This is a genomic window from Burkholderia sp. PAMC 28687, from assembly GCF_001577465.1.
Lineage (GTDB): Bacteria > Pseudomonadota > Gammaproteobacteria > Burkholderiales > Burkholderiaceae > Caballeronia.
Genome location: NZ_CP014506.1, coordinates 945,259 through 957,451, shown reverse-complemented (window position 1 = coordinate 957,451; position 12,193 = coordinate 945,259). Strand labels below are relative to the sequence as shown.

The 12,193-nt window shown below is 62.9% G+C and carries 11 protein-coding genes; 8 read left to right on the top strand and 3 right to left on the bottom strand.

The annotated features are described in order from the left end of the window. Positions 1–22: 22 nt before the first annotated feature. Entirely contained in the window at positions 23–841 is an 819-nt protein-coding gene (locus AX768_RS19700; protein ID WP_062001748.1) for a transporter substrate-binding domain-containing protein, read from the bottom strand. Positions 842–1,018: 177 nt separating this feature from the next. Here AX768_RS19700 and AX768_RS19695 point away from each other — a divergent pair, with 177 nt between their 5' ends. Genes AX768_RS19695 through hydA form a run of 5 tightly spaced genes read left to right on the top strand, consistent with a single transcriptional unit; the run spans position 1,019 to position 6,306 of the window. Continuing rightward, a complete protein-coding gene (locus tag AX768_RS19695; protein ID WP_062001747.1) occupies positions 1,019–1,333 on the top strand; it encodes a 2Fe-2S iron-sulfur cluster-binding protein in 315 nt (104 codons plus the stop codon). After that, positions 1,326–2,747 (top strand): NAD(P)/FAD-dependent oxidoreductase, encoded by a 1,422-nt coding sequence (locus AX768_RS19690; RefSeq protein ID WP_062001746.1) that lies wholly within the window; start codon positions 1,326–1,328, stop codon positions 2,745–2,747. Before AX768_RS19695 ends, AX768_RS19690 begins: the two co-directional genes overlap by 8 nt. Next, positions 2,744–3,916 (top strand): NAD(P)/FAD-dependent oxidoreductase, encoded by a 1,173-nt coding sequence (locus tag AX768_RS19685; protein ID WP_062001745.1) that lies wholly within the window; start codon positions 2,744–2,746, stop codon positions 3,914–3,916. The genes AX768_RS19690 and AX768_RS19685 overlap by 4 nt, the downstream gene beginning before the upstream one ends. Before the next feature lie 16 nt (positions 3,917–3,932). Then, positions 3,933–4,868 carry a dihydrodipicolinate synthase family protein gene (locus tag AX768_RS19680; RefSeq protein WP_062001744.1) on the top strand — a complete coding sequence of 312 codons (936 nt, stop codon included), beginning with the start codon at positions 3,933–3,935 and terminating at the stop codon, positions 4,866–4,868. A 22-nt stretch (positions 4,869–4,890) separates the two neighbouring features. Beyond that, complete coding sequence (gene hydA, locus AX768_RS19675) at positions 4,891–6,306, top strand: dihydropyrimidinase (protein WP_062001743.1); 1,416 nt, start codon at positions 4,891–4,893, stop codon at positions 6,304–6,306. Between the two features lie 35 nt (positions 6,307–6,341). Here the strand turns inward: hydA and AX768_RS19670 are convergent, their stop codons facing one another. Next, a complete protein-coding gene (locus AX768_RS19670) occupies positions 6,342–7,148 on the bottom strand; it encodes an alpha/beta hydrolase (protein WP_062001742.1) in 807 nt (268 codons plus the stop codon). 219 nt (positions 7,149–7,367) lie between these two features. Here AX768_RS19670 and AX768_RS19665 point away from each other — a divergent pair, with 219 nt between their 5' ends. The 3 genes from AX768_RS19665 to AX768_RS19655 all read left to right on the top strand — a co-directional run bounded on the left by AX768_RS19665 (position 7,368) and on the right by AX768_RS19655 (position 9,837). Then, the gene (locus tag AX768_RS19665; protein WP_062001741.1) at positions 7,368–8,165 is read left to right on the top strand and encodes a DUF4118 domain-containing protein; all 798 of its coding nucleotides are present in this window, start codon (positions 7,368–7,370) and stop codon (positions 8,163–8,165) included. A 2-nt stretch (positions 8,166–8,167) separates the two neighbouring features. Beyond that, complete coding sequence (locus AX768_RS19660) at positions 8,168–9,049, top strand: alpha/beta hydrolase (protein WP_062001740.1); 882 nt, start codon at positions 8,168–8,170, stop codon at positions 9,047–9,049. Between the two features lie 65 nt (positions 9,050–9,114). Then, positions 9,115–9,837 carry a MipA/OmpV family protein gene (locus tag AX768_RS19655; protein WP_062001739.1) on the top strand — a complete coding sequence of 241 codons (723 nt, stop codon included), beginning with the start codon at positions 9,115–9,117 and terminating at the stop codon, positions 9,835–9,837. A gap of 135 nt (positions 9,838–9,972) precedes the next feature. Here AX768_RS19655 and AX768_RS19650 read toward each other — a convergent pair whose 3' ends face one another. Next, positions 9,973–12,177: a TonB-dependent siderophore receptor gene (locus AX768_RS19650; RefSeq protein ID WP_082779027.1), complete on the bottom strand. Its 2,205-nt coding sequence runs from the start codon at positions 12,175–12,177 to the stop codon at positions 9,973–9,975. Positions 12,178–12,193 lie beyond the last annotated feature (16 nt).

Here is a 12,193-nt window from a genome sequence, read left to right as displayed (position 1 = left end):
TCATTCGCGCAGCAGGCTCAATTCATTGGGCCGCGGGTGCCGCGGTCGGATCGTGCAGCATGGCGCTACCGAACCACTTCTTCCAGCTCGCGGCTACAAAGCCGTTCTTCTGCAGCGTCCCGATTTCCGTGTTGAGCCGCTGCGTCAGCGCGGTATTGCCCTTCTGCACGCCGATGCAGTCGTAGTCCACTTCAATGGGTGCATCGACGACACGCCATTTCGTCGGATAGTTCTTCGTATAGCTCAACATGAAGTCGAGCACGTCGATCAGCGCATCGGCCCGGCCCTGGGCAATCGCGCGAACGGCGTCCGGATAGTTGTCGAGGATCAGCAATTGCGCCTTCGGCAACTTCTCCTGGATCAACTGGATCGGCGTCGTGCCGCGCACCTGAACCAGCCGCACCGCCGGATCGTTCAACTGCGTCCAGTCCTTGTACGGCTTGCCTTCGGTCGTGAGTACGCCAAGCACTTCGGTGTTCACCGGATCGGTGAAGTCGATCACCTTCAGCCGGTCGGCGTTGCGGGTCATGCCGCCCATCACAGCATCGATCTTGTCGGTCATCAGATACGGCACGCGGTCGTTCGAGCCGACCGGGACGATCTCCAGCTTCACGCCGAGCGAATCCGCGATCTTCCGGGCAATCGTCACATCGAATCCGTCGATGTTGTTCTTCGCGTCATAGGTGCCGAGCGGCGGCAGGTTCGGGTTGATGCCGAACACGATCTTCTTGGACGCAAGGATCTCATCCAGCGAACGTGCCGAAGCGTTGATCGAGCCAAGCAGCGCGAAGGCAGCAAGGCCCGCGGCAAATACCCGGCTAAAGACAATCCTGGATTTCATGCGGTAACTCCGTCATCGGTTCGAAGTGGGTGAAGGGCAGAAAGGACACTGCCGGGCAATACCAGCGCGTGGTTCGGGAAAATTCCGGACCGCTTTATTTTGGTCGTTTTGCGTATACGCATCGTATACGTTAGTATCAAAACATCGACGAAATTAGTTGTCAAGCAAGGCTCTGCAATGCGCACCGACGAAACCCCTCCCCTCATTCAGACGCACGAACGCATGAGCGCGGCGGCTGTCACGTTGACGTTTTGCGGCCAGCCGGTAAGCGCACACGCCGGTGCGAGCGTGGCGGCGGCGCTCTTTGCGGCGGGCATCAGGACGCTGCGAAACAGCCCGCGCAACGGCGCACCGCGTGGCATGTTCTGCGCAATGGGCTCGTGCCAGGAATGCCTTGTCATGATCAGCACGACGCGCTCGCTCGCATGCAAGACCACGGTCGATGAAGGAATGTGCGTCGAGCTGGTGCCGGAGGCCGGCGCGGATGAATAGCTTCGACGTACTTGTAATAGGCGGTGGTCCCGCTGGCGTGCATGCTGCGCTGGCGGCGGCATCGTCGGGACTCGAGGTCGCGCTCTTCGATGAAAACGCCGCCGCCGGCGGTCAGGTGTATCGCGCGCCGAGCGTGGCCGATCACGCGGAGACACATGACAGCCGGGCCGGCGATGCCCTGCGCCACGCCTTGAACAACAGCGCAGTGACCGTTTTCTTCAGGCATACCGTGTGGGCGGTGACGGGCGATTACCGCGTGGATGCGTCAGGTCCGTCCGGTCCTGTTCATTGCACGGGGCGCGCATTGATCGTGGCGTCCGGCACCACCGAGCGTGTCGTGCCGTTCAAAGGCTGGACCACGCCGGGCGTGATCGGACTCGCCGCCGCGACGATCCTGCTCAAGTCGCAAGGCATGGCCCCGGGCAGCACCACGCTGGTCGCCGGATGCGGACCTCTGTTGGCCGCGGTTGCCGCCAAGACGATCGACATTGGCGGCAAGGTCGAAGCAATCGTGGATATTGCGGGGCCGCTCGACTGGGCGCGTGCGCTGCCTGCCATGGTCTCGCGGCCGGATCTCATGCGTGAAGGTTTCGACTGGTGGCGCACCATCCGGCGTGCGGGCGTCCCGATATATTCGCGCCATACGATTGTCGAAGTGAACGGCGACGGCAGCGACCTGATGGCGACGCTCGCACCGTGCGATGCCGCCGGACGTCCGGTCGACGGGCCGCGCCGCATGGTAAGCGCCGATTGCGTCACGGTGGGGCATGGGCTGACGCCATCGACCGAAATCACACGGCTGTTGCGGGCGAAGCATCGCTATTCCCGGGATGCGGGTGGCTGGATAGCGCAGGCGGACCGGGATGGACGGACATCGCGGGATCGCCTTTATGTTGCAGGCGATGGCGCGGGCATTGCCGGGGCGGCTGCGGCAATCCATCGCGGTACGCTGGCAGGACTTGCCTGCGCGCTGGACCTGGCCACCGGAAAAACGCAGCCGCCTGATTCAGAACTCGACAACGCCCGCCGCGCCCATGCGAAATCCGCGCGCTTTGGCCGCTCGATGTCGCGGATGATGGCACTGCGCCACGGTCACATCGACAGCATTGGACCGGACGTGATCGTGTGCCGATGCGAAGACGTGACGCGCGGCGAGATCGATGCGGCCTGCGACGCAGGTGCTCGCGATGCGGACCAGCTCAAGGCATGGACACGATGCGGCATGGGACCGTGCCAGGGACGGACCTGTGGCGACATCGCTGCAGAAATTCTGGCGGCGCGAACCCCGGGAGGGTCACGCGAACAAGCCGGCTCTTTCTCCGCGCGCACCCCGTTGCGCCCCATGACCGTGGAAGCGCTCACGGGCGACTTCACCTACGCGGATATCCCGATCCCGAAGGCGGCGCCGCTATGAGCAATCTTCAAGCGAACCGCACATCGGCAAGCCGCTTCGACGTCGCCGTCGTCGGTGGCGGCGTGATGGGCTGTACGACAGCGCTTTTCCTCGCGCGCGCCGGAATGCGCGTCGCGATTGTCGAGCGCGGCGCGCTGTGTCGGGGAGCGTCGGGAGTGAACGCCGGAACGCTCACGCTGCACATGACGCGCGCCGCGCTCGTGCCCTATGCCATCGAAGCCTGGAAGATGTGGATGAACACCGGCGCATGGCTCGGGCAAAGCGTTCTTGCCACGGCGGCGCCGGGTTTGTCGCTCGCATTCACCGAAGCCGAGCGTGGCCTGTTGCAGCAACGCGCCGCCGCCCGCCGCGAGTTCGGCGCACAGATCGACCTGCTGGACCGGCACGCGGCGCTCGCCATTGAACCGGGCCTGAATCCCGCCATGCTCGAGGCAGCGTATTGCGCCACCGACGGTTTTGCCAGCGCCTATCTGACCGGCCGCGCTTACCACGCCGCGTTGAGCGACGCGGGCGTTCGCATCATCGAGCAGACTGCGGTGTCGGGTGTCGAGCGCGTGAAGGGGGTTTTTCGCATCCGCACCGCCGATGAAACCGTCAGCATTGAAGCCACCCGTCTCGTCATGGCCGGCGGCGTCTGGCTCGAACCCTTGCTTGCGATGCTCGGCATCGACATTCCGGTGAAGACGCTCGTCAACCAGTTGATCGTCACCGAGCGCATGGAGCCGGCCATGCGCTCGGTGCTGAGCATCGCCAACGGGCTGCTTTCCATGAAGCAGTTCGCGAACGGCACCGTGCTGATTGGCGGCGGCTGGCAGGGCATTGGCGATCGGGAACGCGGCGGCGTCGAGACTGTGCCGGACAACCTGATCGGCAATCTGCGGCTCACGCAGCACGTGATCCCCGCCCTGGCCCGTGCGCGTGTGAACCGTATCTGGCTCGGACTCGAATCTGAAACCGCCGACGCCATGCCCATGCTTGGCGCGCTGCCCGGCTTGCCCGGCGCATGGGTCATCGGCTGCGTGCATTCGGGCTATACGAGCGGCCCTTACATGGGCCGGCTGCTGAGCCAGGCCATCCTTGGCGAAGAACCCGCCATGCCGCTCTTCGATCCCGCGCGGCTGATCGTGCCGCCCGGTTCATCGACCGCCAATACTGTCAAACCTGCCTGAACCCGAGACCACGAGAATGATCCCGACGCACGACGCTCCCTATGACGGTATTTACGCCGCCACCCTTTGTCCGCTCGACACCGACGGGCGCCATGTGGACGAAGCCGCGCTCGAGCGGCACATCGCGGACGTATCTGCAGTGGACGGCATTGCCGGACTGCTCGTGAACGGCCACGCCGGCGAGAATTTCATGTTGTCAGCGGCGGACAAGCGCCGCGTGGTCGAGATTGCGCACGATGTATGCGGCGACCGGCTGATCATCGTGGCGGGCGTAAATTCTGAGGACAGCTACGAGGCGCAGTCACACGCCAATGATACAAAACGGGCCGGCGCCGATGCCCTGCTGCTGTTCCCGCCGTTCTCATGGGCATTGTCGACGGATCTCGATACCGTCCTCACCCATCACCGAATTGTGAACGCCGAAGCCCGCATGCCGATGATGCTGTATCAGGCCGGCGTCGGCACGGGCGGCATGGCGTACACGCCCGAGATGCTGACCGCGCTGGCCGGCTTGCCGGAAGTCGTGGCGATCAAGGAAGGCAGTTGGGAAACCGCCGCCTACGAGGCGAACCGGCGGCTGGTCAAAACGGTCGCGCCCCATGTCGCCGTGATGGCTTCCGGCGACGAACACCTTTTCACCTGCTTCGTCACGGGCACCGAGGGCAGTCTGGTGAGCCTCGCTGCGGTCGTGCCGGAGCTCATCGTGGCGTTGTACCGGGCGGTGAAGAACGGGGATCTCGCCGAAGCTCAACGCCTGCACGACCGCGTTTATCCGCTTGCGAAAGCCATCTACGGCACGGCGCCCGGCGCGCATGCAAACGCGCGCCTGAAGGCTTGCCTGCATCGGCTGGGCCGCTTTCCCAACGCGGCGATGCGTCCTCCCATTCCGCCGCTGTCGGCACTCGAACTTGCGCGTCTCGATGACGCCCTGAGCATCGCAACCCGTCTTTAACGATTCTGACAAGGAGCCACGCATGACACGAACCCTGATCAAAGGCGGCCGCATCATCACGGCGGTGGACGATTACGTGGCCGACATCCTGGTGGAATGCGAGCGCGTGGTCTGTATTGGACTGAACCTGGAGGGTGGCGAGGACGCGCGCGTGATCGACGCAGCCGGCCTGCTCGTGTTCCCCGGCGGCGTGGATTGCCACACGCATATGGAAAACACCTTCGGGCCTTCGGTCACCGCCGACAACTTTGCGTCAGGGACACGGTCCGCCGCGTTCGGCGGGACGACCACGATCATCGACTTCGCGCTTCAGACGGCCGGCACGAGTCCTCTCGATGCTATTGCGCGGGCACGCGGCAAGGCGGATTCGAAGGCGAGCATCGACTACGGTTTTCACGTGATCGTCACCCAGGTCGACGAGCGCGTGCTCGGCGACATGCAGTACGCAATCCGGCACGAAGGCGTGTCGAGCTTCAAGATGTTCATGGCGTATCCCGGCACCGTCATGTCCGACGACGCCGCCATCTTCCAGGCCATGCGCATGGTCGGCCAGCACGGCGGAATGATTGCGCTGCACGCCGAGAACGGCACGATCATCGACCTGCTGATCAAGGAGGCGCTCGCGCAAGGTCATACCGCGCCGAAGTATCACGCGCTCACGCGTCCTGCCATCATGGAAGGCGAGGCGACGCACCGCGGCATCAAGCTCGCCGAACTGGCCGAGGCGCCAGTGTACTTCGTGCATTTGTCGGCGAAGGAAGCGTTGAAGCATGTGATCGAGGCGCGCGATCTCGGCATTCCCGTGTTCGCGGAAACGTGCCCGCATTACCTTTTCTTCGATGAGTCCGCTTACGCCGACGAAAGCTTCGATATCGCGCGCTACGTGATGAGTCCGCCGCTGCGCTCGAAGGATGCGCAAAACGCCCTGTGGACCGCGCTCAAGACCGACGACCTGCAACTGATCTCCACCGATCATTGCCCTTACTGCATGAAGGAAGGGCATCTCGGACGCGTCAACCAGAAGCCCTTCGGCGCCGACGATTTCTCGAAGATTCCCAATGGCGTGCCGGGCGTCGAGACCCGCATGACAGTGGTCTACAACGGGGGCGTGCGTCCCGGCAGGATCTCCCTGAATCGCTTTGTCGAGTTGATGTCGACTGCGCCCGCAAAGCTCTTCGGGCTGTTTCCGAAGAAAGGCACGATCGCCGTTGGCAGCGATGCCGATATTGTCCTGTTCGATCCCGACGAGTCGCACACCATCAGCGCCGATACCCAGCACAGCGATTGCGATTTCACGCTGTTCGAAGGCCATCGCGTAACCGGTCGTGTGAAGAAAGTGCTGCTGCGCGGCGAACTGCTGATCGATGACAACGACTGGGTCGGCCGCTCCGGTGGAGGAGAGTTCGTCGCGCGTGGCGAACTCGGCGCGCATTGGTAAGCGTCACGCCAGCCCAATAGCCTTCAGACGCAGCGTCATGCGGCGTCCAGCCATTCCAGAATGCGTTGCCAGTCCCGTTGCGTCATGGCGCCCATCCAGGTGTCGTGATCGGCAGTGGGCAACAGCATGAGCCGTGCATGGTCGTGTTCGCCCGCGAAACGTTGTGCGTGCGCGACCGGAATCAACGTGTCCTGCTGCGCACCGACAATGACAAGCGGCCCGTCGTAACGCGATACGGCGGCGACAGAATCGAACCTGTCGTGCAACATCCACTTCACCGGGAAGATCGGATACTTCTCCCCGGCCACGTCGGCAAGCGAATCCCAGGGCGTGATCAGCACCACGCCCGCGACTGAAGACTCGTTGCCCTTCACCACTTGCGAAGCCATGCCCGCGCCCAGCGATTCCCCCACCAGGTAGAGCGGTTTGCGCCATTGCGCGAGCGCGGCCGTGAAGACTTCGCGGGACGCCGCGACCGCCGCTTTCATGGTCCGCTCGCCTTGTCGCCTGCCGTGCCCCGGGTACTCTGCAATGACAACACGATACCCCGCGCGAACGAAGACGTCGGCCAGCGGCAACTTGGTCTCCGCCGACTCCTCGTTGCCGTGATAGACGATAAAGGTACCGCGCGGTTCTTGCCCCGCCGGCGTGATCACGTAACCCGCGTACTCGCCGCCCACCCTCCACACGTCGATGCCGTCGCCCGCGTGCGTGAGCGTGCGCAGATCGGCTGCGTCAGGCGTGGCGGGAAGCAGCAAGCGATCCTGCATCAGATACAGCGCCAGCGCCGCCGTCAGGTAGGCGGCGAAAGCGAGGCGTAGGGTATAGTCAAGCAGGCGCATGCCGTGTCTCGCTCGGTAGGCTTCATGAAGTTTCTTGCCAGTATAAGTACAATCTCCTACCCGATGCGCCATCCGCAATGCCCCGGTTGCGAACACACGTCATGTGCAGCGGGACTGTTCCACCGCAATTTTGGAGACGCACCGGGTCACGTGATTAAAGTGTTTTGCACACAAGCCGTTATTAAGGCGAACGTCATCTCGTAGTGGAAAAAGAATCGAATGGAAGTCAGGAATTCTCGACGATGGGCTCCGCGCGGCCGCAAACGATGGATGATCGCGGCAGCCGCACTGTGTACCGCAGCCGTCGTCCGATTGATTCTTCACCCGCTGCTCGGCCCGATCATGCCCGGGACCGCCTTTCTTATCACTGCCGTGCTCGTCGAGTACTACTGTGGACTCGCGCCTGCAATCTGCGTGATGCTGGCGGGGCTGTGTCTCGCAGATTATCTGTTCGTACCGCCGTACGGACGCATTGACATCATCGACGCGTCGGATATCCGGCTGCTGGTCTCGTACCCGCTCATTACCATGGTCTTCATTACGCTGGTCGAGCGCCTGAGGCGTGCACAGTATCGCGCCGAGCTGCTGGCAGCCGTGGCGCACTCCCGCTATGAGATGCTGCTGCGCGGAGATAACGAACGCCTGCTCGTGCGTCGCGCCACGGACGAAATGCACCGCATGCTGCATCACATCGCGCAGCACACCCGTTCGCTCATACTCATCAAGGCGCTCGATCCCGCAACAAGTGCACCGCCCAGCAGTTTCGTGGCGGCGGCGGTAAGCTCGACTCCCGGTGGCACGACCGACGACGCATCGTTCCGTGCAGGCATTGCCTACGGCGCCAGGCATTCGCAAGTGCACCAGGAAGATCTTGCCCGTGTGAGCGACCGGCTGGTGCCGGGTCACCACCGCATGCGTTTTCTGTCTGGAGCCGAGGATTGGCGGGCAGTCGAATGCATGTGCGAACGCTTCACCACGCCCTCCGGCGATTTTCTTATCCTCCGGGCGGAAGACTGACCATGAACGCGCCTCAAAATCTCCCCGCCCGGAGCAACGATCACGCAGTGCTGCTGCTGCACGGGCTGTCGAGTTCCGCGTCTGAATTGCGGTTTCTTGCACGCCTTCTGACCGAAGAAGGGTTCGTGACGCACACGCCGGAACTGCCTGGCTACAGTGCGGGCACGGGACACGTGCCAATGGAACAGTGGATCAGTGCAGCGGTTGCCGAATTCGATGCGCTCGCCGTGCAGCACCAGCACGTATCGGTCTGCGGACTCTCCATGGGCGCGACACTGGCCGCCGCCGTGGCGCAGCAGCGCCCGGCCGCACGCGCCTTGCTGTTGCTGTCGATCACGCTCAATTACGACGGCTGGGCTATTCCCTGGTATCGATTCCTGCTCGACTACGCCTATTACACCCCGATGCGCTCGCGCTATCGGTATCGCGAGCATGAGCCCTACGGCCTGCGCAACGAAGCGTTGCGCTCGAAGATCGCGCGGGCGATGCAAAGGGGCGAAATCAGCGAAGTCGGGCCTGCATCCATAGCGCTGCCAGCGCTTCACGAAGCAAGCCGGCTGGCGGGCTCGGTGCGCAAGAAGCTGAAAACCATCAATGCCGATTGCCTCATCATTCACGCGATTGACGACGAGACGTCGAGTCCGCATAACGCGCGCTTTGTCGCGGCGAACGTCGGGGCGTCGTTTCTTCGCACCATCTGGCTCGATGACTCGTACCATATGATCACATCCGACAACGAACGCGAGGTCGTCGCCCGGGAGTGCGCGCTCTTTCTGCGCGAAAGCGCAGCGGCATCAGTGTCGAGCAACAATCCGACGCCCGTCGTTTCACGCGCGCTTGCGCGGCGATTGAGGCAGTTGGCGACCGTTGCGGGGAAAGCGTGAGGACCCGCAACGCATCGATTAGTCGCCATTGCACCGCGCTCGCAGCGGCACTTGCGTGTTGCACGATGGGATTCGCGCACGCCGACGAAACGCCGGCCGACAGCGACTGGAAGATCTCGGTCGGACCGGGCGTGTATCTGTTCCCGAAGTTTCCGGGTTCCTCGCAGCTTCAGGCGCTGCCCTTCCTCGTGCAGGACATTTCGTGGCGGGACCGCTTGTTTTCGCAGGGTCCGGATGTGCTTGGTGTCAATGTGCTGCGAAGCGAGAATTATCATGTCGGCATGTCGATGAGCTTCGACTTCCAGTCAAGATCGTCCTCCGACGATGCGCGGCTCAGGGGCCTGCCCGATGTGCACTACGGACCGAAGCTGCGGCTCTTCGCCGATTACACGTGGTGGGCGTTCACCGGCGCGGCGGCGGTCTATCAGGACATTGCGGGAACCGGACAGGGCCTGACCGCGATGGGCGATCTGTTCATATCGGCGCCTATAGGCAACTTGCTTCTTTCGATGGGCCCCGGCCTCACCTGGGCGAATGCGACCTATACACGTACCTTGTTCGGCATCTCGCCGCAGGAAAGCGCGGCGTCGGGATTGCCGCATTACGACACTGCTTCCGGCTTGCGCGATTTTCACTTCAACGTGAACGCAACGTACAAGATCAGTCCGCACTGGTCGGCGAACGTCGCGGCAGTTGTGGGACGCCTCGAGCGATACGCCGCCGGCAGTCCGATCACAGAGCGCCGGCTCGACCTCAACGGCATGGCGTCGGTGCTCTACCGCTTCTAGCACCCGTGACGAAGTGCGTCCACATACCCGCAAGCCGCTCGCGTTCGCGTTCGGGATCGGCGGCGGACAGCGGGGCGAAGCCCTTTTGCACGCGGCCATAAGTGAGCAGCGGCGCAAACGCAATGCGCTTCATGCTCAAAAATCCAGCTTGGCCGTGACAATCACTTGCCGGCTTTCGCCGATGTTGATGAACGGCGTGCCCGTGCAGCAACTGCCCGTGTAATGCGTGGAGTTGAAGATGTTGCGCGCGTTGAGTTGCCAGTCGATGTACTGCCCGAAGATATGCGAATTCCATGATACGAACGCATCGGCGACATGACCCCACGGTAACTGATACACCTTGCCGGTGCCATCGCCGACCGCCATGCTGCTGAACACGCGCACGCCCGCCCCTGCGCGCACGCGCCCGCTTGCAGGTCCGAACCCGACGTTGCTGAAATCGCGCGCGAGATAAAACGCGCCTTCATGCTTGGGGGTGTTGGGCAACGGGTTGCCGCCCACGAGCGGATCGTCCTTGTAGCGCGCTTCGGTCGCCGCGTAGCTCGCGATCACGCTCCAGCGATCCGTGAGTTGACCGTTCACATCGATTTCCAGGCCACGCGAGCGCGCATGGCCTGCGTTGCGCACGAAGTTGACGCCGTTGATGGTCTGCGTGGTCTGGATGTTTTTCTTGCGGATGTCGAAGAGCGCAACGGTGCCGGTGATGCGGTTGGTTTCGAGCTTTGTGCCGATCTCGTATGCAAGACCCTGCTCAGGCGGCAACGTGCCGATAGGCGCCGCGATCGACGTATTCGGCCTGAACGATTCGCTGTAGCTCGCATACGTGGACCATTCCGGCGTGATCTTGTAGACAAGACCGGCATGCGGCACGAACTTGCTGTCGCTTTGCGTGGACCCGACAACAAACGGCCTGCCCTTGCCTGTCAGTTCCTGGAAGTCGTCATAACGCACGCCGCCAAGGAGAATCCACCGGTCGCCGAAATGTATCGCGTCCTGGATGAATGCGCCGCGCTCAATCAGCTTGTCGGTCTGGTCGCTGTCAGCCGGAGACAACGTGTTAGAGGCCGGCAGCGTGCCGTAGACCGGCGAGTACATGTTGAACGTGGAGTTGTTCTTGCCACGATACAAATCCGCCAGCACGCGGTAATTGCGCATGTAGTCGAAGCCGGTCAGGATATCGCTTCGCAATCCGAACCATGTGACCTTGCCCTCGAGATTCAACGTGAAATTGTGCGTGGACTGCACACCGTTTTGCGTGGAATCGACCCGTCGGGTAAGAATGCCGGTCGTGAAATTCGGAGTCAGCACGCGCGCCTGCTGATCGTTGTAGTACGTGCGGTTCCAGCCGTACCCCGCGTGCACGGTCCAGTCCTGAGTCAGCTTGTGATCGACCCGTACGTTGAGCGCGTCGGAGCGGCCCGCGGAGATGTTGTAGTTTTCGTCGAACCGCTCTTTTGGCGATACCGACACCGGGTTGCCCGTACGCGTATCGATGATCGTCCCGCGGTCGATCGGCACAGAGTAGTTCATGTGCTCGTACTGCACGAGCACGCTTGTATCGCGTCCATACCATGCAAGCGACGGCGCAATGGTGTCTTGCCGGTTGTAGCCGAAGTTGCGCCAGTAATCCACGTTCTGGTGATCGGCAATGAACCGGTACGCGAGGCCCGAGGTGCCGATCGGCCCGGTCAGATCCGCCTGCGCGCCACCGCCGCCGTAGCTGCTTGCAAACCCGGAGACCGAATTGGCGCGTTCCAGTTGCGGCTTCTTGGTGACGACGTTGATGAGACCGCCCGGGTCCTGAATACCATAAAGCATCGACGCCGGGCCTTTCAGCACTTCAATGCGCTCGGTCGTCGGCGTGAAGTTGCGGGGCTGCACGGACTGCAGGCCATCGCGAAGAATCGAGTTGTCGCGATTGTCCCCGAAACCACGCTTGACGAGGGCGTCGAGCGTACCGCCGAGCGTGTTGCCCATGCGCACGCCCGGCACGGTTTCGAGCGCCTCCGCGAGGCTATCCGGCGCGCGATCCTGGATCGACTGCGATGTGACCACGTTGACAGCCTGCGGCACGTCGACCAGGGGCGTGTCGGTACGCGTCGCGACCGATGCCCGCCGTCCCTGGTAACCGCGCTCGGGCTCGCTTCCGTTGACACGGCCTGCGGTTACCCTGACTGCTGGAAGCGCACCTTCCGCGTCTGGGGCGGAGGCCGCGGTGGGGGCTCCAGCGTTTGCAGTTTCATCCGCAATTGCCTGCCCGATCGATGCAAATACCAGCGTCAGCGCGACCGCGACGGGTCTGTAGCAGGTGCGCAGATGGTCGCGCTTCTCGGCCTTCATCGAATGCATTCCTCGT